This window comes from Paludisphaera borealis (assembly GCF_001956985.1).
In the GTDB taxonomy this organism is placed as follows: Bacteria; Planctomycetota; Planctomycetia; order Isosphaerales; family Isosphaeraceae; genus Paludisphaera; species Paludisphaera borealis.
Window position 1 is genome coordinate 770,424 of record NZ_CP019082.1, and the last position, 21,947, is coordinate 792,370.

Here is a 21,947-nt window from a genome sequence, read left to right on the forward strand (position 1 = left end):
GATCAAGGAGTCGCCTTCGCCCCGTCGGTCGAAAGGACTTCGTAATAGCGCTCGACCAATTCGCGATATTCAGGAGGCGTCGACTCGTCTCGGGAGGCGGCGAGATCCCGGAGAATCAACTCCTGGACCCGCTCGCGGAGCTTCGCCGAGACCTTCGAGAAGGCCCCCGCGTAATCGGCCGGAGGGACGAGGTATCCGTCAGGCCCCGCGTTCCAGGGCTTGACCCCCGACCGGTCTTCCTTGAGGACGCGTTCAAGGGCCTCGGCGGCGGCGGTCAGTCCCGCTTTTTCGAGATCGCGAAGGAGGGCCTCGGATTGCCCAAGCCACTCGTCGCGCTGAGCTTCGGTCTCCAGCTTGTCCAGGCGGGACGCCAGCCGGGCGACGCGTTGGTCAAGCTCGGTGAGCCTGGCGAGTTCCGGGGCGATCATCCCCCGGTGAATTCCATCGATGCGGCGGGCGAGCCCTTCGAGCGTGCGCGCCAGGTCTCGGGCTTCGTCCGCGGCTTCCTTTTTTCGGTCGTCGAGATACAAGGCGCCCACGCGGTCGGCCTTCTCGACGATTGCGGCGGTCTCGCCTTGCTCCAGCAACTCGCGAACCTGCGAGGCGGCGTCGCCTTCGGCGTTCTGAGCGGCGCCCTTGAGCCACTCCTCCAGGGTTCTGGCCGCCTCCTTCATCTGTTCGAGCTTCTCGGCGTCGGTCATCGCCTTCCATTCGGATCGAGTGGTCGAGCCCGCGTTCGAGCCGGGCTCCGCATCCGTCTCGGGAGCTTTCTCGTTCCCGGGTTCGCCGTTCTGGTCGCGGTCGTCGCCTGTGGGGGAGGAGGTTGATGAACGACGAGCGAGGTACTCGGCGAATTCGGCCTCCTGGCGCGCGAGTTCGTCGGCGAGGTCGCGGGCCTGAGCCAGCTCGTCGGCGATCTCGGTGCTGACGTCCCCTTTGACCTGACGGGCGACCTCGTGCAGGAGGAGGGCTCCGGCGCGAGCGGCCGCGGTTCCTTCCTTGGTGTTCCCCCGCGTCAGGGCGGCGGCGGCTTTTTCGGTGACCTCGGCGGCGCTCGTCATGCGTTCCTTGGCCAGGTCGGAGGCTTGTTCGAGACGCTTGAGCCGCTCTTCGAGGGCTCTCGCCTCGTCGGCGATCGTCTCCTGACGGCCCAGCGCGTCGGCGCGGGCTTTGGTCTCGTCCTCCTTCGCCTCGTTCTCAGGGTTCAGGTTCTTCAAGGTCGCGTGGACGGAGTCTTCGGCCAGGGCGAGCTGTTCGAGTTCGAGGGCGATGCTGTCGGCCTCGGCGCTCTTGCTTCTCGGGGGGCGGAGCTTCTGGTTCATCCGCCGATCGAAGGCCCTTGCGGCGCCTGCCCGGCCGCCGCCGCCGCCGATCACGAGCCGGAACGTCCGCCGTACTTCGATGAGGTGGTGAAGGGCCTCGGTCATGCGGGTCGAAGCTTCCTCGGTGCGGCCCCTGTCGAGGGTCTCGACCGAAGCCAGCATCGCTTCCTCGGCCTGGTGCAGCGGTTCGATCCGTTCGCCGACCACGCCTTCGAGGCCCTCCGTGAATTCGCGGACGAGGCCCACGAGCGTTTCCTCGAACGTTGCGATCCGGATCGGGTCCTCGGCCGGAGTCCGGTCGTTGGGACGTCGCCGAGCATGTCGCGAGGCGCGGCTGAGGTTGAACCGCTGGCGGGCGATCAATTCGTCGAGCGACGTCGATTCACCGTCGCCTCCGCCTCCGCCGCCGCCCTCGCTGAACTGGTACTCGCGTTTGAACGGGCGGATGTCGAGGAATCTCAGGTCGGTCTCGGTCCGGCGCGCCCCGTCGGGATGATTATCCTCGGCGAAGGCGTAATAGACGATGCTGTCGGTCGACGTCGCCTTGAATGTCTCGAGCATGAGCATTTCTTCCAACGTCGCCGTCGCGGTCAACGCGTCGGCGGAGCCGGTCGCGAACTCCTTCAGCAGCAAGGTTCGTTCCTCGCCGTCGTTCATCCGAACCACGATCCCGGCGCGGGAGAGGCCGAAATCGTCGCTGAGCCGGATCCGATTACGGACCTCGGCCACGGGATGGACCTCGAGCGCCTCATTGGGTTCATCAAAACTGACGCGTGGGGCGCGGTCTTCATGAACGTCGATCCGATAGCGGTTCTTGGCGACGGCTCGGCCGTCGGCCGTTCGCGCCTCGATTCGATAATGCCCGCTCTTCGCCAGTGTTGTGCTGGCGACGTACGTTCCGCTCTCGGCGCGCAACGGCAGAACCAGGGGCTTCGGTTCGGGGTCGCCTTTCTTCGGTCGGATCGAAGGATCAGTGAATACCAGTGACGCTTCGGCTGGCGCGGCGTCGAACGAGAGCCGAAACGTCGCGATCGTCCCCGCGATCGCCTGGAGGTCTCCCCCTTTCGCGATCGACGGGGCGAGGCGCGTGTACGCTGGAGCGTTCAGCCCGATTTCCAGGGTCTGGACGGCCAGAGGGTATCGAACGTCGATCTCGTAGGTCGAACTCGATTCCGGGCCGGCGTCGACCCAGTAGACCAGCGGCTCCTGGATCGCGTCGACCGTCGCAACGCGAGGGACCGCGCCCCCTTTCGCACTCGAGCGGTCAGACGGATGCATCGGCGTCGTGGTCCAGGGATCGGTCGGCCGGTTGGCGGGACGCGTCCGCAGGGTGACATGACGACGCGGTCTACCTTTCAGTTCGACCGTGAAATCGACCGATTCCCCCTGCTCGATCCGCGTATCGCCCGGCAGGATCGCCAGGCTTGTGTAGACCGCATTACCCAGTAGGGCTCGCTTGAGGGCCGTTCGCCATTCCGGGGCGGCGGCCGCCGCGACGAGCAGGACGGCGACGGGAACCACCGACGCCGCGGCGACAAGCCAGACCTTCTCGCGAGGGACGACGCGGTTGAGCGACAACGGCTGAATATGCCCCTCGATCTCTTCGCCGAGGGCTTCGACGAGCCCCGGCGCGACGCCGGCGTCGGCGATCGCGTCGTCGTCGAGTCTGCCGTACTGGATGACCGTGCGGATGCGCTGGCCGAGCTGCGGAAACCGGCGTTCGATCTCGGCCGCGGTTCTCGGTCGGCTCCACCACCGAGCCGGCGCGATCACGCGCCGGACCACCGTGGCCAGCGTGATCAGAACCGCGCAGGCCAATCCGGCCGTCCGGGCCGCGCCGGTCCACTCGAACCAGAAGTCGGCCGCCGTCAGTGCGATCAGACAGGTTCCGGCGACGAGCGCCGAAAGGCCGAGGCCGAGGCCGATTTGCGATCGCCGGAGCGAGGCGCGAAGGTCCTCGAAGCGTTCGAGAAACGGTGCTGCCGTGGGGTCGTTGATGGTGAGGCTCACGGTCGTTCCTTTCGACGGATCAGGCAGCCGTTCGGTTGGCGAGAAATTGTTCGAGGAGCAAGAACCCGAGCAAGGCCGCGGCGAGTTGAGGCCAGACCTCGTCTCGTCGCAGCCGCTCGTCGGGTTTGGCGGACGCGACGGCGGCGTCGGCCTCGTCGGTTGAACTCATCGCGGGCGCGTCGGGGATTCGAAACCCGAATCGCCCGGCGAACTCGCGAGGAGTCGTCCGGGCCGAGTCGGACTCGAACGGGTCGGCGTTGACGATGCGGACGATCCCATCCTGTTCACTGACGCCGGGCGCCTGGCCGTCGGCGGCCAGGAGGCGGCGGACGGGGCCGCCGTCGGCATGGCCCGAGACGTAAGAGGCCATCTGGTGGACGAGCGGGACGTAGAGCCGGCCGCGAGGCCAGTCGCCCCAATCGCGGTCGCAGGCCGATGCGAACCAGAGGACCTTCCCCTTGCCGTGGCTCGTCTCCAGCAGCGCGGGGGTTCCTCCGCGGAACGAAGCCAGAACGCGGGCCGAGGGCGACGGTTGGATCGGCGTGATCGTCGTGAAGGCCGGGCGGTGGAGATCGCCGTGTTCAGGGTTCGCGAACGGTTGAAAGACGGTGTGCGACGTCTCCCAGCGATCGAGCCGCCACGGCAGGTCGGTCGATCGCGATGCGTCGCCGACCGCGCCGACGCCGAGGCCGACGTCGGCGAGCGCTTTCGCCGCCTTGGGCCCGAACCGATCGCCGGTGAAGACGATCAACCCGCCTCCCGCCTCGACGAACGCGGCGAGTCGAGTCGCGTCGGCGACTTCCAGCAAGCCGATGTTCGCGAGCACGACTACTGAGACGCCTTCCAGCGGCGGAACGGCGGTTCCCCCCTCGCCCGACGCATCGGTCGTCGTCAACTCGAACGGCGACTTCGCGTACGTCTTTCCGTTCGGTGCGAGTTGAAGCGCGGCCCGCAGATAGTAAGTCTCGCCGCCGATTCCGTTTCGCCCCGGATCGCCGTCCAGTATCCGGATCGCCGCCGGAGGAGCGACGGAGACGGCGAGGTAGCGGCGATCGTCGATCGCCAGTTGGTCGCCTTCGACCTCGACTCTCACGGCGCCGCGCCAGACTCCGGCGGGAAGCTTCTTGAGATCGAAGACGACCGCCGACTCCGCTCCGCCGTCCAGGTCGATCGTCTTTTCCTGGTCGCGTTCGTCGCCGTCGAATTCAAGGTGGAGGCGAACCGGTACGCCGGCCAGAGGCAACGGCGACGCGTTCCGAACCGCCGCCGTCACCGTGGTCGAACCCCCCGGTCTCGGGGCCGAGGGGGATGCGGCCACGGCCGTCACCGCGACGTTCTTCGGAAACGGCCGGCCGACGTCGATGATCTGAACGTCCACGTCGGCCGGCAACTCGACCCGTTCGCCTCGATCGAGCCCCGAGCGTTGCAGGTCGGTGAAGAGATGAATCTCCTTCCGCGTTTCTCGCGAGCGAACGCAGAGGTCGCGAGCCCAGGCCAGGGCCGCCGCGTAATCCGTGCCCGTTCCCGAAGCCGGCTCAAGCCCGGCTCGAAGTTCACTGGCGGGATCTTTCATCGGGACGACTTCGCGATCGAAGACGGCGGCTTCGAGCTTCGTGTTCGGACCGAGCCGATCGACGATCCGCCGCGCCAGCTCCACGGCTTTCCCGAGGGGAGACGGGCCTGGCGTCAGGCCCATGCTCGCGGATCGGTCGATCAGCACGATCACAAGTCGATCGCCGATTTTCGGTTCGAGCGCCGGCAAGAAGGGCCGAGCGAACATCAACGCGGCCAGCGCGACGCACGCGAGCCGCAGGGCGAGAAGGAGCCAGCGCTTGACCTTCCGCTTCCGGGCGTTCTCGCGGAGCACGACGTGAAGGAACTGGAGCGTTCCGAGTTCGATCGTTCTCGGGCGGTTGCGGAAGAGAAGATGGATGACGATCGGAATCGCCAGCGCGGCCAGGGCTCCAAGCATTCCGAACTGGACGAATTGCATCGCTCGATCGCTCCCCGTTCGTCGTCTCTAAGGTAAGACGAACCATTCCGTTGTGCAAAACCCTCATCGATCGGCTTGCGGCTCGCGAGGGGCTTCGGGGTCTGGCGTCAGCACCCGATTGACGAACGTCGCGGTCGGGCTGTCGCCGAACCGGAAGCCCTCGTTCCAGACGGTTTTCCCCTGGAGCGAGGCGCGAAGCGGGTAGATGGTCATCCGCGTCAGGGCGTACTGCCATTCGAGGCCGTTCGAGCCTTTGCGGGCCTCGATCAGGAGATAAGCCTCCGGGTCGGTCGTCAGCACGAAGCAGAACAGCGCGCCGTCGACGACGGCGCCGTTGCTCTCGCCGTACCGGGCGAACGGCTTCGCCAACATCCGCAGCCGTTGCCATCCCTGGCCGCGAAACTCATCCTCGACGACGAAAAGCCGCGTGAGCGCCCGCATTTGAACGAGCCTCTGTTCGGCGGTCCCCGCCGGTTTCGGAGCGCCGGGGACCGGTCGGAATTGGACGCCGCCTTCCGTCGGTTTCCAGTCGGGAAGCCCTGCGGACTTCGCAACCAGCGTCCCCGTCGACAGCGACGTCAGCTCGTGGACCCAGGTCCCGCCGCGAAGGACCATGACCTGGGCCGCGGCCTCGGGCCGACCTCTGGCGTCGACCCAAAGAAACACCGCGCCGTCGCGAGACGCGCCCACCGTGTTCACGAACCGCAGGGCCGGCTCGGGCTTCACCGTATAGAGAGCGTTCGAGCCGTCGGCCGGTCGGACCTCGTAGGCCGCGATCATCTTGTTCATGTACGCCAGCCGCGCCTCGGCGTCGGTCGGGGTCTTCGCCTGGGGCGACCGCGCCTCGGCGGCGGCGGCGCAGGCGACGAGAACCGCGAGCGCCGCGACGGATCGCGAGAGCGAGAGCGGCAGGCGGGACGTTCGCCTCACGGTCGACCGGCCCTGAGGATTCAAGTTGCAGCGTGCCCGGTTGGACATTCGGTGCGGCTCCGCTATCTGGAATTCAACCTTTTTACTTTTCGTGTTCAATCGATGACCGAGGGGTCGTGAACGAGCTTTCCCGCCACGTTGACGCCGAGGCCGTCGCGGAGACCCTCGGAGCGGTTCGAGACCGTGAAACCGGAGGAGCCGCCGGGTCGAAGCTTGAGTCGATAATCCAATCCACCGTTCGCCACCACGAAATTGTAAAACCCGTCGATCGTGGCCGAATAGCCTGGCCGAATCGGGAAGGCTTCGCCCAGGGTGACGATGAGACTGCCCGACCGGCTGTACGTCACGAGGAGCAGCTCTTTCCCCTCCTTGTCCTCCAGGATGTAATGCGAGTAGGCTTTCCCCTCGCCCACTTCGAGCGCGATCCGGGCCCTGTCGGCTCCCGAAACCGAGACGATCGACTGAGGAGTATTCTCAGGCGCGTCGACGAACGAGTCGTTCCAGTTCTTGGAAGACATCGCCACAAGCACCGCCAGGACGATCACCACGATCCCCATATTCCACACGATGCCAAGAGCGGCGGTCACAACGGAACGGGCGTCTCTCATAACGCAACTCTCCCTTCGATCGGGTACGGCCCAGGGTTAATGCCTTCGTCTTCGGGCTCTCGCGGCTACGAGCGGGCGAACCATCCGACGTAGAAGGGCGCGTTGCGATCCAGCCAGGCTTCGCGGTAGGGGAGGCTCCAGACCTCTTTCCCGCGCACGTAGCCCTTGATGGGGGCGATGGCCGCGGGGGCGAAGGCGTAGTGCCAGGCGTAGCCGTCCTTTGTCCGCCTCGCCTCCACGAGCAGGTAGACCTCGGGATCGGTCCCGTCGACGAAGGCGAGGAGGGCGCCGTCGAGCACGCCGGTCTCGGCCTTGCCGTAGCGGGCGTACGGCTTCGTCAGTCGTCGCAGCTTGTGGAAGCTCTCGGGCGTCTTGCCCGCCTCCTTGCCCGCGCCTTCGGGCGCGTTCTCCGCCGCGCATTCGCGAGCGAGGTCGTTGATCTGTCGAAGCCGCAGCTCCGGAGTGTCCGCCGGTTTCGGCGCGCCTGGGAACGGCCGGAACTCGACCCCCGCGGGGGTGGGCCCCCAGAGCCGACCGGCCGAAAGCGGAACGTCGGAGAGCGAGCAGAATTCCTGATACCAGTTGCCGTTCTTGTTGTGATGGAACACCTGCACGGCCGCCGCCGGCCGCCCCGATTCTCCGAGCCAGACGAAGATCGCGCCGTCCTGCACGGTCCCGACCGGATTGGTGAACCTCATCACCGGTTCCGCGCGGAGCGTGAAGGTCGCTTTCGGATCGTCGGTCGCTCGCAGGGATTCGACTTCGAGCGAGCCTCTCATGAAATCGAGCCGGCCGTCCGGAGTGTCCTTCGCGGGGCCCTGGGCGATCAGGCAGAGGATCATGTTCAGAGTGAAGGATGCGATCATCGTCTTCGAGTCTCTCGGGGATTCTCGGTTACAGGGACCTGGGCGAGGGCGGTCAGGGCGTTGCGTGATAACCCCAGTCGAAGTAGGGTTCGTGGCTGAACCCGTGAATCGTCCGCGAAAACACCCAGACCATCTTGCCCTTGAACGAGCCGATCAGCGGGGCGCTCGCCTCGGGAGCGAAGGCGTACTGCCATTCGAGTCCGTTCTTTCCTTGCCGCGCTTCGAGCAGCAAGAGAACTTCAGGATCGGTCGTCAGCACGAAGCCGAAGAGCGCGCCGTCGACGGCTTCGGTACCGGCTTTGCCGTAGCGGATTAGCGGCCTGGCGAGCGGGCGGAGACGATGCCGGGTGCCTTCGAGGTCCATCTCCGCTTCGAAACCCTTGAGCAGGTCGTGCATCTGCCGCAGTCGCGCCTCGCGCGTTTCGGCCGGCCTGGGCGCTTTGGGGACGGGCTGGAACTCGATCCCCGGCTTGTCGGGATTCCAGACGTTTCCGTTCGTCAAAGGCGCGGTCGACAGCGACGTAAACGCCTGCCGCCAGCCGGTGTCGGTCGTACGATAGACCTGCACGACGGCCACCGGCCGGTCGTCGGCGTCGAACCAACTGAACAGCGTGCCGTCCTCGACCGTCCCGACCTTGTTGTTGAACCTCAGCAAGGGCTCGGGCGCCAGCCGATAGGCGACGTCGGGAGTGTCGGCCCGGCGCAGAGGGTGCTCCGCCACGATTCGTTTCATGAATTCCAGTCGAGAGGCTGGATCGGTCGGGTTCAGGGGCCCAGGCTCATCGAGGAATCCCGATATCAGCGTCAGTGCGAACAGCGCCGTCATGGTTCGATCTCCCCGAGTTCAGAAGGTCTTCGAGCGCTTGACGAGATATTGAAGGAGCGCGCGGTCGGGCGGCTCCGTCGTGATCAACTCGACTCGGTCGACGGCCCGTTTGCGGCATTCGGTCTCCAGTTTCCGACGCCAGTCGGCGACCGCCTCCAGGTACGCTTCGCGAACCCCTTCGGCCTGGGTCGTCAGGTCGTCGCCGGTTTCGAGGTCTCGGAACCGGATATGTCCGTCGACGGAGAGATCGCGTTCATAGGGATCGAGAATTTGAAGCACGACCACCTCGTGGTTCAGGAACCGAAGGTGGTCGAGTCCGCCGACGATCGCCGTGAGATCGCCGAACAGGTCGCCGAGGAGAACGACCATTCCCCGGCGCCCGGTCAACGCGGCGGCCTCGTGCAGCGCGCGATCGTTGTCGGTCGCCGGCCTCGTCTCGGCTCGGGCGATGGCCGCGAGCACCGCGTCAAGCTGGTTCGGCTTCGCACGCGGGGCGATGTGCGAGACGACCCGGTCGGCGAACAGGGTCAGGCCGACCGCGTCCCCCTGCTTCAGCGCCAGATACGCGATCGCGGCGGCGAGCGAGGCCGCGTAGTGCAGCTTGCTCCGGCCCGAATTCGCGCAGGACATCGAGGCGCTCGTATCGACCAGCAGGTGAAGGTTGAGGTTCGTCTCGGCGTCGTACTCCTTGACGTAGAGCCGGTCGTGTCGGGCGTAGAGCAACCAGTTCAAATGCCGGAGGTCGTCGCCGGGGGCGTACTCGCGGTGGGTCGCGAATTCGACGCTCATTCCCAGGAACGGGCTGCGATGCATCCCGTGCATCGATCCCTCGACGATCGCCCGGGCGCGCAGCTCCATCGATTCGAGTCGCGAGAAGAACGCCGGGTCGATCAGGGCGCGGGGGTCGAAGGGCATCGGATCGCGTCTCGCAAAAGGACGAAAGGAGGCCGGCCGGCTGCACTCAGGCTTCGAACTTCACCGACTCGATCAGACGGCGGATCACCGCGTCGGCGTCGACGCCGTCGGCGCGGGCGTGAAAGTTGAGCACGAGCCGGTGCCGGAGCACGGCGCCCGCGATCGCTTTCACGTCGTCGAAGTCGACGTGGTACTTGCCGGCCAGGATCGCTCGCGCCTTCGCGCCCAGGACGAGGTACTGCGAGGCCCTCGGGCTGGCTCCGTACAGAAGATACTTATGGACGCCGTCGATCTCCTTCGACTCGCCGGGGCGCGTGGAGGCGGCCAGCCGGACGGCGTACATCGCGACGGCGTCGGCGACGGGAACGCCGCGGACGAGGTCCTGAAGCCGGATGACCTCGTCCGCCTTCAAGACCGGTCGAGCCTCGCCGGTCTTGGTGCCGGTGGTCCCCTTCACGATCTGCAACTCGTCCGCGGGCGTCGGATATTTCACGATCAGGTTGAACATGAAACGATCGAGTTGCGCTTCGGGAAGTGGATACGTTCCCTCCATCTCGATCGGGTTCTGGGTCGCGACGACGAAGAACGGAGGATTGAGCGGGTAGGTCTTGCGACCGATCGAGACCTCGCGCTCCTGCATGGCCTGGAGGATTCCGGCCTGGGTTTTCGGCGGGGTGCGGTTGATCTCGTCGGCGAGCAGGAAGTTGGTGAAGACCGGGCCGGGGAGGAACTCCAGTTTGCGACGGCCGGTCTGCGCGTCTTCCTCGATGATGTCGACGCCGGTGATGTCCGACGGCATCAGGTCGGGGGTGAATTGAATCCGGCGGAACTCCATGTCGAGGGTTCGCGCCAGGGTGCGCGACATGAGCGTCTTGCCGACCCCGGGGACGCCCAGCAGCAAGACGTGGCCGCGGCAAAGCAAGGCGACGAGCAGGTTGTCGATGATCGACTCCTGGCCGACGACGACCTTCGCCATTTCCTCGCGCACGCGGATCCTCGCGTCGCGAAGCCGACCGACGATCGCAGCGTCTTCATTCGACAGCCCGTCCGGCCGGCGGCTGTCGACGGTTTTCGAGTCGTCCATCAGTCAACGGTCCCTTCATGTCTGGATTGGATCGGATCGGAGTTCTGGGCTCAACCTTGCGGAGCGTGTTTCGACCGATCCGCGGTTACTTGGTCTTCGCCGCTTCGGGCTTCGGGCCTGGCGCGGCGGCGAACGGAGTACGCGAGGCGAGCGAGCCGTCGTCTTTCGGGCCGAACGCGCGGGGAGGGCGAGGCTTCGCGGAGCCTCCCAGTTCGGCGGGAAGATAGGCCTGTTGCAACTCGCTGCCCCGGCCGTCGCCGTTGTCGTCGAGCCGAGCGTGCTCGGTCGGCAGGAACATGTCGTCGGCGTACCGCTTCATGACGTTGGCGACGACGGCGAGGTAAAGCTCGAACACTGAGATCGAGCCGTCCTTGTCGCGATCGATTCCTTCCGGCGGCGTCGTCAGGACGTCGACCAGGGCGAGCGGGAAGAGCGTCTCGTTCACCTCGTGATCGGCCTCCGTCGCGGTGATGACGATTCGTCCGGGCGCGGCGAGCGGCTTCATGAAGAATCCGCTCGCGGGAGTGCCGATCATGAACACTTGATCACGGGTTTTGAGCCCCTCGAACAGCTTGCCGAACTCTTGCTCGTCGAGATCGGGGCCGGGCAGGTTGAGGTGCGCGTGGCGATCATCGAAGTGCCCGTGTCCGATCGCGATCACGAAAACGGAGTCGTGGGGCTGGGCGCGGTTCCGTAGTTCGGCCGCGTCGGCCTCGATCCCGGCGCGGTCCGAGAGCCCCCGGGCCTTCTGCAACGCGGGGCCGTCGCCGGCCGTGACCGGATCGCCGAAGCGCACGAAGACGTCGGCCGCCTCGAACCCGCAACGGGTCGTCAACGCGCTCACGATCTTCTCGACGGCTCCCGCGAAGAGCGCCCGATGCTCGTCGTCGCCGGGAATTCCACAGATGACCAGGGCTCGCTTCGTTCCCGGGCGCTTCGGGGACTCGGCCGAGAACACCGAAGCGGCGCCGGCGAGCGACAGAACCACCACGAAGTACAGCAGCGACGGTTTCCAGCGGCTCATTGCAGCGTGCCCCCCGTCCCGACTCGCACCTTTCGCCGATCGACCCAGGCCGCCAAGCAGGCGGATTACGAATTCAGTCGACTGGCTACAAATATAGTCGGTGCGGCGGTCGTGTCAACGGTTATTCTCGGAGTCCTTGATGCTTTCTTTCCTCGGTCGCTCGCCGCGGCTTCGAGGCGCGTGATTCAGGGTTTCTCAGCCAAGGCGGAGAACCCCGGGGAATTTGCGTCGTGGTTCTCGAACAGGAACAAGGTATAGGGCTCGGCGTGGCCGAACACGATTTCCCAGGGCATGCTCGGCGTCGACCAGACTTCTCGGCCGCGATGTTCGACGTGCAGGGCCATGCTGTTCAGCCGCGCGATCGCGTAGTCCCAGCCGAAGGCCCCGCCTTCGCGGCGCCGGGCCTCGATGAGCAGGAGGACCTCGGGGTCGGTCCCCTCGACGAAGGCGAACAGGCCGCCGTCCCGGACCGAGGGATCGGTGCTTGCGTATCGGTGGATCGGTTGTGTCAGCAGCCGAAAGTGGAGCGGAATTCCGCTCTCCTTCACCCCGCGGGCGCTGAACTGCTGTGCAAGATCGCGCATCTGCCGCAGGCGGGCGGAAGGAGACTCGGCGGGCGCCGGCGCACCCGGGACCGGGGCGAACGAGAGGCCGGGTTTCGTTGGGGTCCAGACGACCGCTTCGCCTCGTTCAGCGCGAATCGGCGAAGTCGAAAGCGAATGGAATTCGAGGCCGAGGTGGAAGAACCTCGGTCCGAATAGCTTGTAGGGCGTCGCGACCATCTCGGGCCGTCCTTTTTCGGTCCAGATGAAGACCGAACCGTGGATCGAGCCGGCGACGGGATTCGACCACTGAAGCAACGACTTCGGTTCGAGGACCAGCAGCGCGGGCTGTTCGCCTTCACGGCTGAAGCGGTACTCGGCGACCGCGGCGGCGGCGATTTTCGACGCCTCGATCGCACGATCCGATTCCGTCGTCGCCGAGGGCGACTCCCCCGTTTGAGCCGAGGCCGAAGCGCATAAGCCAACCAGCAATAACACGACGTTTCGACGCATGGCGAGCTCTCCTCCTGAATCGAGGCCGAAAACCGACATCCGTCGGACTGCTTCGCTTATACTCGCCCTCCCAGACGAAAGGAAGCACCGATTTTCGTTTTTAGTTTTGTCGTCTTCCGTCTACAGGCGTCGTCGCGGTCGAGGCGGACACTAGGCCGATGTGCGAGGCGTCGGCGATCGAACCGACCCACTTGACGCCGCTACTGATGCCGACTACGCTTGTAGCCGAAATGGGGGCGGATTGATTCGGCGCCTCGCCGATTCGGTTTCGCCCTCGCATGTCGGGCCGCGTCTTGCCCGGAACGCGAGGAGTCTTCACCATGCGGTCATATCTCCATTGCGTGATCCTGTTGATTTCAGTGAGTGGGGCGTTGATCGTCACGGCCGCCGCGCTCGGCCGTCGGGCGAACGGTCAGGAGGCGGCCTCTCCCGATAGCGCGGCGGAGAAAGCGAAGCGGGCGGAGCGTCTCGAAGAGATGGATCAGATCGCCGCGTCGATCCGCCTCGCATCGATCGACGGCGACGGGTCGGAGACGCCGGCCGTGATGTCGGAGCAGCCGTTGCTCCGCTGGACCGATCCGACCCGGGAATTCAGCGACGGCGGGCTGTGGGTCTGGAGGGTGTCGGGCCGACCGGTCGCCGTCGTCGGGATCGAGCTTTACTTCCAATGGTCGCTCGAATTCGTCTCGTTGTCGACCGGGTTGGTCAAGGCGGAGGAGAGCGGGGTCCGTTGGGCGCCTCGAACGGGCGGCGTCGAGTTCAAGGAGATCCCCGATGCGCCGGCTCCCGCCGCCGATGAGTCGGGACGGCTGCGACAGATGCACCAGTTGGCCAAGCGGTTCGCCGCGCGCGAGTACTGGGTCGGCGGCAACGGCCAGCATTACGCGCTCCGGCTTCTTCCTCATCCGGTCGACCGTTACTCCGACCCCGGATCGGGCGTCGTCGACGGGGGCCTTTTCATCTTCGCTCACGGCACGAACCCCGAAGTTCTGATGATGGTCGAAGCCCGCAAGAGCGGCGCCGGCCCCGCCAGATGGTCGTTCGCCGCCGCGCCCCTCTCCCATGCCGAAGTCGCTCTCAAGATCGGCCTTCAAGACGTCTGGACGTCCCCGAGCAAAGACCCCCCGCACACGATCAGCGCCGCCGATCCCTACTTCGACGTCCTGACGCCTCGACGCGTTGTGGACCCGTCGCGGACCGGCAAGAAGCAGAAGCCCCCGAAGTGACAACGCCTCTCAGCATAAAAAGGGGATTCGGGCATGCTTTCGCGGGATTATTTTCATGACAGCCGAGGAGGAGTTCGGAGTCGCACGGGCCGCGGTGACGGTGCTCCCCCTTGCGGAAGGGCGGCCTTCCCCTGACAATCCGGTCGATCTGATATCGACGGTTCGCCAAACGGAAAGGGGACGGGCTCGTGGACATCGCAGGCCGCTGCCGAATTCTTGTCACGATCTTCGCCGCCCTGACGGCCGGCCCGGCGGTTGCAGCCGACGCCGAAGGGCCTCTTGGGGCCGAGGAGCGACAGCAGATCGAGAGCGGCTTGCGCGACGCGTCGGCCCGGCTCGCGACGCTGAAGCGTGACGCGGCCGATCACTCGAAAGGGGAGCCCGACCGCATCGCCGACGCGGAGCTCTTCGCCAAGGGGGTCGCCTGGGCGCTCAAGTACGACGCGAGCTTTTCAACGGCCGATCGCGGGATCCTGAAATCGGCCGTCGATCGGTTCCGGAGCCGGGTGAATGCGCTCGAGGCGGGTGAATCGCCATGGGCGGGGAGAAAGGGCAAGGTCGTCCGTGGCTTCGTTTCGGCGGTGGACGGCTCGGTCCAGCCTTACGCCGTGGTCGTTCCGACCCGGTACGACCGGACCAGGCCCGCGCGGCTCGACGTCGTGCTCCACGGCAGCAGCAAGCCCGTGGGGATGAGCGAACTCCATTTCATTGCTCGCTTCGACGAAGGCGACGGTCCCGCCTCGGGCGCCCTGGAGCGTGATTACATCGAGCTTCACCCGCTCGGGCGGGTCGAAAACGGCTATCGCTGGGCTGGCGAAACCGACGTCTTCGAGGCGATCGAGGCCGTCTGCCGGAACTACAACGTCGACCGCGACCGGATCGTGCTGCGCGGGATGTCGATGGGGGCCTCCGGGACCTGGCACCTGGGGCTCAAGCACCCGGACCGCTTCGTGGCCCTCGGCCCGTACTGCGGCTACGTCGACACGTACGAGTTCTCGAAGACGCCGCTGTCGAACTTCGTGAAGGTCGGCCCGCTCCCGCCGGACCAGGAAAAGATGCTTCACATGCTCGACTCGGTCGACTACGCGGCGAATGCCGGCGTGGTCCCCACTGTCGCTTGCATTGGCGATAAGGACGTCTTCTTTCAAGCTCATGAGATCATGAGCCGGGCGATGGCGAAGGAAGGCCTCGCGATGGTCAATCTCATTTCCCCAGGCACGGGCCACGTCATCGACCCCGTCACGCACAAGGAGCAGATGCGGCGGATCGGCGAGTTCGCCACGAAGGGGCTGGATCACGCTCCAGGGCGGATCCGGTTCGTCACGTGGACGCTCAAGTACAGCCGTTGCCACTGGGTCCAGGTCCTGGGGATGGAGGAGCATTACGCCCGCGCCGAGCTGGAGGCGCGGGTTGAGATGGAAGGCGCGGTCGTGGTGGTCGAGCCGAAGAACGTCACGCGGTTCGCCATCCGTTCTCCGGTGGCCGCGACGGTGAGGACCGTCCGGATTGAGGATGAGGTCGTCTCCTTGCCGGGGCGACCGGTGGAACGGGATCGCTCCGCCATCGTCGTCGGCAAGCGGGCTGGACGGTGGGCCTTCCTGGGCGATCTCGACATCCTGAAGTTGGACGGCAAGCAGCCGGGGTTGCAGGGACCGATCGACGACGCGTTCACGACTCCATTCCTCTGTGTGCGCGGCACGGGAACGGCCTGGGACCCCGCCGTGCAGACATGGGCGGAGGCGAGCCTGAAGCGGTTTTCCCACGAGTGGAGCCGCTATTTCCGCGGCGCGCTGCCGATCAAGGACGACACGGCGGTCACGGCGGAAGACGCCCGCCGCTACAACTTGATCCTCTTCGGCGACCCCGGGAGCAACTCGTGGATCGCCCGGGTGCTCCCCCGCCTGCCGGTGCGCTGGACGCGGGAAGAGTGCGCGATCGGAGACGCGAAGGTCCCCGCCGCCGGCCACGCGCTGATGCTCATCCAGCCGAATCCCCTGGCCGACGGCCGCTACGTGGTCTTCAACAGTGGGCACACCTTCCATGAGAAGGAACTCGCCTCATTGAACTACCTGCTCTTTCCACGTCTGGGCGACTGGGCCGTCGTCAAGACGCCCGACGACCCGTCCCGGCCGGAGGCTGAATCCGTCGTCCGGGGCGGTTTCTTCGACGAAGCGTGGGCCGCTCCCGTGAGATGAATCCAGGCGACGCATCAGGAGACGAGCAATGCGGTCGATCGTGGCGGTGCTTCTCATTGTCGTGGGTCTGTTCACGGCGAACGCGCCGACCCGGGGGCAAGCGGACGCCTCTCCCGGGCCACGGCTTCCCAGAGTCGTGCTCGTCGGCGACTCGATCCGACTGGGCTACGCCCCCCGCGTCGCCGAGCGGCTCTCGGGCAAGGCCGTCGTCGTCAGTTCTCCGGAGAATGGCGGCGACAGCGCGAACGTGCTCGCCCATCTCGACGAGTGGGTCGTTCGCCAAAAGCCCGACGTCGTGCATCTGAACTGCGGCTTGCACGACCTGAAGCGGGCCAAGCAGGACGGACGTCATCAGGTGGAGATCAATGGATACATAGACAATCTCCGCAAGATCGTCGCTCGCATCCGCGAAGCGACGGACGCGGCGCTGGTCTTCGCCGACACGACTCCGATCCTTGACGAGCGGCACGCGCGGAGGGGTGGAGACTTCGACCGGATCGAGGCCGACGTAAAGCGGTACAACTCCGCGGCGATCACGGCGATGCGTGACCTCGGCGTGCCCGTCCACGACCTGCACTGGGTGGTCGAGCAGGGAGCCCCGGAGACGATGCTCGGACCCGATGGGACCCATTACACGCCCGCCGGCTCCGATCGGCTCTCCGAGGCGGTCGCTGACTGCGTGCTTCGGCAGGTGACGGTTCACCGCTATCGGCCCCTGCCCCGTCCGGCGTCCGGGCCCGAGGCCGCCGTGGAATACCGCAAGACGGAAGCCCAACGCGATGCGCTGGTGCCCGAGGCCTATCGTCGGCTCAAGTTCGGCGAGTTCCGCATCCCGGCGGACGCCGGCGCCTGGAAGGAGCAGCGGCCGAAGATCCTTCAAACCGTCGTCGATTCGCTCGGCGACCTGCCACCCCGTCCCTCGCCCCCGCGAGCCCGGATCATCTCCCGAGAACTCCGCCCGGGCTACACGCTCGAAAAAATCGCACTCAGCAACGGCGTCGACGGCGAGGTGTCGGCCCTGATGCTCGTCCCGGAGGGCCGAAAAGCGTCGATGCCCGCCATCCTCTGGCTCCATTCCTCGACCCCCGACAAGACGCAGGTGATCATCCCCGGGACCAACGGCGGCGCCGAGTCGCTGGGCGAGACCTTCGTGCGGGCGGGCTACGCCGTGCTCTCACCCGACGCCTACTGGCACGGCGACCGCGCCGGGACCGGGCCGTCGGGCACGGCGGAATCGGGCCGGACCGAGCAGGAGGACCTGTTCAAGCTCAACCTGTGGCTCGGCCGCACCCTCTGGGGCATGTTCGTGCGCGACGATCAGGTCGCGCTCGACTATCTTTGCAGCCGCCCGGAAGTGGACGTGTCTCGGATCGGCGCCACCGGCATAAGCATGGGGAGCACGCGAGCCTGGTGGCTCGCGGCGGTCGACGAGCGGGTCGCGGCCGTGGTGGCCGTGGCCTGCCTCACCCGCTACCAGAACCTCATCGCCCACGGCGAACTCCGCGCTCACGGCGTCTACTACTTCGCGAATGGCCTGCTCAGGCACTTCGATAGCGAAGGTGTCCTCGCGCTGATCGCGCCCCGGCCGTTCCTGGCGCTGACCGGGGATCTGGACGCCGGCTCGCCCGCCGACGGGGTCCGCGCTCTCGAGCGGTCCGTCGGGGGCGCCTATAAGGCGCTGGGGATGGGTGATCGCTTCCGCAGCATCCTCTATCCGGAGGTCGGCCACGTCTACACGCCGGAGATGCGGGCCGAGATGCTTGCCTGGTTCGAGCGCTGGCTGCGACCGTGAATTGGCCGCGCCGGTATTTTTCACCAGTCGCCGACGCTGCCGTCTCGGTAGAAGCTCCGGAGCAGGACTTCCTGTTCGAAAGGGTGTTTCTTGATGGCTTCTTCGTCGATTTCGATCCCCAGGCCAGGGAGCGTGTTGGGAAGGACGATGCGCCCCTCGGGCACGATGGTGAAGCCTTCGCGGACGACTTCCGAGCGCCAGGGGACGTCGTCGAGGACGGCTTCGCAGATGATGTAGGAAGGCGTGGCGAAGCCGAATTCGAGCGAGGCGGCCGTGCTGACGGGCCCCTGAGGGTTATGCGGGGCGAGGGCCACGCGGTACGCCTCGGCCATCGCGGCGATCCGCCGGGCCTCGGAGAGGCCGCCGCAGTGGGTGATGTCGGGTTGGAGGACGCTGCAGGCTCGACGTTCCAGGAGTTCGCGGAAGGCGTGCTGCGAGACGAGGCGTTCGCCGGTCGCGATCGGCGTCGAGACGGAACGCTGGATGAGGGCGATGTCCTCGATCGTCTCGGGCCAGCAGGGTTCCTCGAAGAAGTAGAGGCCGTAAGGCTCAAGGACCTTGGCGAACCGCAGCCCCATCCGGGGTGAGGGGCGGGCGTGGCAGTCGACCATGATGTCGATGTCGTCGCCGACCGCGTCGCGCATCGCCTTGACGCAGGCTTCGGCGTATTTCAGAGGGCGCAGCCCTTCGAGCGGCATGGTTTCGGGGACGGCCATCGACTTGAATGCGGTGAAGCCCTGCGCGACCGCGCGTTGGGCTAGGTCGCCGAAGCGGCGGGCGTCGGTGGGGTCGGTCTGATAGAAGTCCTCCATCCGGCCTCCGCCAAGGTGGCAGTAGAGCCGGATGTGGTCTCGGACGGCCCCTCCCCAGAGCTTGTGGCAGGGAACCCCGTGGATCTTGCCGACGATGTCCCAGAGGGCCAGGTCGATGCCGCTGATGGCCGTCCCGCGCACGATGCCGTTGCCGTGCCAGAAATGCTGGCGATACATCATCTGCCAGAGATGTTCAACCCGCGTTGGGTCTTCGCCGATCAGCAGTTGCGAGATGTCCTCGATCGCCCCCACCACGGCGCGGGTGTGCCACTCCAGGGTGGCCTCGCCCCAGCCGTAGAGTCCAGCCTGGTCGGTATGGACCTTGACGAAGATCCAGTTCCGCATCCGCGCATTGCAGACGAATGTTTCGATCTTGGTAATCTTCATGGCATGCCTCTTTGATTCGTATCGCCCTGATCAGTCGACTCAGATCCCGTCGCGGAGAACGGCGTCGGTCGCCTCCAGGGTGGCGTCGATATCGGCTTCGGTGTGCGCGGTGGAGATGCTCCCCTGCTTGGTGGGCAAGGGGAAGTGATAGACGCCGCGGGCGATCAGGGCTTTGCGATAGCGGACGTCGCGCGCCATGTCGTTGTTCGAGGCCAGGTCGTGCCAGTTCTTGGGGGCGTGGTCCATGAAGTAGACGCAGAAGGCCGATCCCTGGCGAGCGACGGTGACCGTGACGCCGTGACGGTCGAAGAGGGCTTCAAGCCCTTGCTGCATCCGGGCGCCGAGCGCCTCCAGCTTGGGATAAATGGCCGCCTGGTCGCGTTTGAGGATCTCCATCGTGGCGATGGCGGCGGCGACCGGGGCCGGGTGGCCGTTGAACGTGCCGGCGATCAGCACGCGGCGGTCGGCGTCGGGGTGGCTGAAGAGGTCCATGATCTCGGCCTTGCCGCCGATCGCTCCCAGCGGGTAGCCGTTGGCGATCGCCTTGCCGAAGGTGGAGAGATCCGGCCGGACGCCGACCAGCGATTGATATCCACCGAGGGCGTGCCGGAAGCCGGTCTTCACCTCGTCGAAAACCAGGACGACGCCGTATCGGTCGCAGAGGTCGCGCAACCCTTGCAAATAGCCGGCGCGGGGTTTCACGATGCCGATGTTCTGGAGGATCGGCTCGGTGACGAGGCAAGCGACCTCGTAGTTCCGGAAGCACCATTCGACGGCTTCCAGGTCGTTGAACTCGATCACATGAACCCGTGACGCGACGTTCGACGGCATTCCGGCGGAGAGGGGGACGAACGGATTCTCTCTCCCCTCGGAACGCGGCCCCAGCTTCTCCAGCGGGGTCATGACGTTGCAGGCGACCTCGTCGTGCCAGCCGTTGTAGCCTCCCTGCATCACGACGATGTGATCGCGCCCGGTGTGCGCCCGAGAGAGCCTGAGGGCGTGGTATGTGGCCTCGGAGCCGGTCGTGGTGAGCTGCACGCGGTCGAGCGACGCGACGGATTCGCAAAGTAGTTCGGCCGCCCGCCCTTCCCAGGGCGTGGTCCCCGAACCCATCAAGGTCCAGCCCTCCTCGACCGACCGAACGACGGCCGCCTGGACCTCGGGATGGCTGTGGCCGAGGAGGTAGGGGGCGAACCCGGCGTGGTAGTCGAGGTACGCGTTGCCGTCGGCGTCCCAGACCCGGGGGCCGCACCCGCGCACGAAGGCGATTTCGGGATCGACCAGCCGGTTGAGCGAGACCACGCCGCCAGGGATCAGGCGACGGTTGCGGGCGAACAAGGCCTTGGATTGCGCGAATTCCATGGAATCTCTCGAAATGGACGTGATCGCCGGAGGGAACGGCGAATCATGATTAAGTATGAAGCAGGTGTAGGCGGTCGCCCCTCAAGCGGGGAACCACTCGGCGATCCGGGCGGCGACGTCGTCGGTCAGCGACTCCAACGAGCCGGCGGCCAGAACGGCCACGTCGGCTTGATAGATCCCGCGACCATAGGAGGACGCGGTCGGCAAATAGCCGGGTTGCCAACCGTTGACGAGAGTCAGCACCACGATCGGCACGTCGGGGGCGCGGCGTCGGAGTTCGACCTGGAGGTGCTGGTAATGTTCGCCCTTCACGGCCAGCCAGGCGGCGCCGCCGGTCTTCCAGAGCAAGACGTCGAACGGAAAGTCAGGCCCGGGAGGGATGTCGCCGATCCGGACGAGTTGTCGGTCCATGCGTTCAACAAACGCCCGGCACTCGGCGGCGCGGGCTCGGTCGTCGCGCTTCAAGGCGGCTTGCTCCTCGCGCTCCCAGCGAGCGCGGTCTTGCCTTGTGGCTTCGGCGGTGGGGAGGTCGGAGCGGTAGGGAAGCTCGACGGTCCATCGCTTCAACTCCCAGGCTTCCAGGTCGCGAAGCCGATCGGCGTCAAGCGGGGTGTGACGCCAGGGGCCGAGAACCGCCCCCGACTCGACGGGGCCGGCGTACTCGAACCGGGTCTTCGGCGGCGGCATCCCTTCGAGGGCCGAGAGCGCGGCGTAACCGAGTTGTCGGCCGTTGCGGTCGGCGACGGCCGGGTCGCCGACGAAACCCTCACGCGGGCCGAGTTCCCCCGAAGCCCCCTGCAAAAAGAGGCAGGGAACGCCGGTGGCTTGCTCGACGACCTCGCGCATCGCCCCCGGGAAGTCGGGGCTGATGAGCGTGTTCTCCCAGGCGAGGGTGGTCGGGTGGCACGCGTAATTGACCATCGTGGCGAGCGTGCGGCCGTCGGCGCCGGTGGCGCGGACGATCATGGCGGTATCGTCGGCGGGGCCGCCGGGATTGAACCCGCAGACGAATCGACCGCAGGCCTCATCGAAGAGGTCGCGATGCGCCGCGAGATCGCACCGACCTTTCGCGTAGCAGAGCGTGGCCGGTTCCGCATGGGCCCTGGCCTCGGCGACGAGGCCGGCCAGCCGCTCGGCGAGATCCGCCATGTAAGGGGCGATGAGATCGCCCCCGGGACGGTCGGCGCGTCGAGAGTCCATCAGGCCGGCCGCGTGCGTGTGCGAGAATGCGACGAGCAGTTGCTCCCGCGCGACGCCGGATTTCGCCGCCACGGAGTCCAGGAGCTGCTGGGTTTCAAGGTCCCAGAAGAGGCAGTGATCGAGGGCCAACAGCACAAGGCCCTCCGACGGACGGCCCGGAGGGGCGATGAAGGCCGCGGTGGCCGTGAGAGGCCGATGGACCCCGGTGGAGCGCTCATGGGAGGCGGCGCCCCACATCCGGTGATAAATCCCCACCGGCGGAGTGACGTCGCCACGGGCCACGCCGAACGAACAGAGGCTTTGCGGTGTTTCCAGGGGAGTCGGCATGATCGGTCCGTTG

Annotated in this window: 16 protein-coding genes; 3 read left to right on the forward strand and 13 right to left on the reverse strand. The window is 66.4% G+C overall.

Going from position 1 to position 21,947, the window contains the following annotated elements; genetic code table 11:
• Positions 1-2: 2 nt before the first annotated feature.
• The 10 genes from BSF38_RS02945 to BSF38_RS02990 form a co-directional block, all read right to left on the reverse strand.
• Positions 3-3,332 carry a hypothetical protein gene (locus BSF38_RS02945; protein WP_076343380.1) on the reverse strand — a complete coding sequence of 1,110 codons (3,330 nt, stop codon included), beginning with the start codon at positions 3,330-3,332 and terminating at the stop codon, positions 3-5.
• Positions 3,333-3,351: 19 nt separating this feature from the next.
• Positions 3,352-5,325 carry a BatA domain-containing protein gene (locus tag BSF38_RS02950; RefSeq protein ID WP_076343381.1) on the reverse strand — a complete coding sequence of 658 codons (1,974 nt, stop codon included), beginning with the start codon at positions 5,323-5,325 and terminating at the stop codon, positions 3,352-3,354.
• A gap of 63 nt (positions 5,326-5,388) precedes the next feature.
• Positions 5,389-6,303: a hypothetical protein gene (locus BSF38_RS02955; RefSeq protein WP_076343382.1), complete on the reverse strand. Its 915-nt coding sequence runs from the start codon at positions 6,301-6,303 to the stop codon at positions 5,389-5,391.
• A 47-nt stretch (positions 6,304-6,350) separates the two neighbouring features.
• Positions 6,351-6,863: a hypothetical protein gene (locus BSF38_RS02960; RefSeq protein WP_145951942.1), complete on the reverse strand. Its 513-nt coding sequence runs from the start codon at positions 6,861-6,863 to the stop codon at positions 6,351-6,353.
• A 65-nt stretch (positions 6,864-6,928) separates the two neighbouring features.
• A complete protein-coding gene (locus BSF38_RS02965) occupies positions 6,929-7,729 on the reverse strand; it encodes a hypothetical protein (protein ID WP_076343384.1) in 801 nt (266 codons plus the stop codon).
• Positions 7,730-7,781: 52 nt separating this feature from the next.
• Positions 7,782-8,462: a hypothetical protein gene (locus tag BSF38_RS02970; RefSeq protein ID WP_145951943.1), complete on the reverse strand. Its 681-nt coding sequence runs from the start codon at positions 8,460-8,462 to the stop codon at positions 7,782-7,784.
• Positions 8,463-8,573: 111 nt separating this feature from the next.
• Positions 8,574-9,470, reverse strand: a complete 897-nt coding sequence (locus BSF38_RS02975) for a DUF58 domain-containing protein (RefSeq protein WP_076343386.1) — start codon at positions 9,468-9,470, stop codon at positions 8,574-8,576.
• A gap of 46 nt (positions 9,471-9,516) precedes the next feature.
• Entirely contained in the window at positions 9,517-10,554 is a 1,038-nt protein-coding gene (locus BSF38_RS02980; RefSeq protein ID WP_076343387.1) for an AAA family ATPase, read from the reverse strand.
• Positions 10,555-10,639: 85 nt separating this feature from the next.
• A complete protein-coding gene (locus tag BSF38_RS02985; protein WP_076343388.1) occupies positions 10,640-11,578 on the reverse strand; it encodes a hypothetical protein in 939 nt (312 codons plus the stop codon).
• A 185-nt stretch (positions 11,579-11,763) separates the two neighbouring features.
• Complete coding sequence (locus BSF38_RS02990) at positions 11,764-12,633, reverse strand: hypothetical protein (protein ID WP_145951944.1); 870 nt, start codon at positions 12,631-12,633, stop codon at positions 11,764-11,766.
• A gap of 320 nt (positions 12,634-12,953) precedes the next feature.
• Here BSF38_RS02990 and BSF38_RS02995 point away from each other — a divergent pair, with 320 nt between their 5' ends.
• From BSF38_RS02995 to BSF38_RS29780, 3 genes are all read left to right on the forward strand, one after another.
• Positions 12,954-13,859, forward strand: a complete 906-nt coding sequence (locus BSF38_RS02995; protein ID WP_145951945.1) for a hypothetical protein — start codon at positions 12,954-12,956, stop codon at positions 13,857-13,859.
• A gap of 188 nt (positions 13,860-14,047) precedes the next feature.
• On the forward strand, positions 14,048-16,054 hold the full coding sequence (locus BSF38_RS03000) for a prolyl oligopeptidase family serine peptidase (protein ID WP_076343391.1): 2,007 nt from the start codon (positions 14,048-14,050) through the stop codon (positions 16,052-16,054).
• 28 nt (positions 16,055-16,082) lie between these two features.
• A complete protein-coding gene (locus tag BSF38_RS29780; RefSeq protein ID WP_083712660.1) occupies positions 16,083-17,846 on the forward strand; it encodes a GDSL-type esterase/lipase family protein in 1,764 nt (587 codons plus the stop codon).
• A 20-nt stretch (positions 17,847-17,866) separates the two neighbouring features.
• Here the strand turns inward: BSF38_RS29780 and dgoD are convergent, their stop codons facing one another.
• From dgoD to BSF38_RS03025, 3 genes are all read right to left on the reverse strand, one after another.
• Positions 17,867-19,045, reverse strand: a complete 1,179-nt coding sequence (gene dgoD / locus BSF38_RS03015; RefSeq protein ID WP_076343392.1) for a galactonate dehydratase — start codon at positions 19,043-19,045, stop codon at positions 17,867-17,869.
• A gap of 39 nt (positions 19,046-19,084) precedes the next feature.
• The gene (locus BSF38_RS03020; protein ID WP_076343393.1) at positions 19,085-20,407 is read right to left on the reverse strand and encodes an aspartate aminotransferase family protein; all 1,323 of its coding nucleotides are present in this window, start codon (positions 20,405-20,407) and stop codon (positions 19,085-19,087) included.
• An 81-nt stretch (positions 20,408-20,488) separates the two neighbouring features.
• A complete protein-coding gene (locus tag BSF38_RS03025; RefSeq protein WP_076343394.1) occupies positions 20,489-21,934 on the reverse strand; it encodes a hypothetical protein in 1,446 nt (481 codons plus the stop codon).
• Positions 21,935-21,947 lie beyond the last annotated feature (13 nt).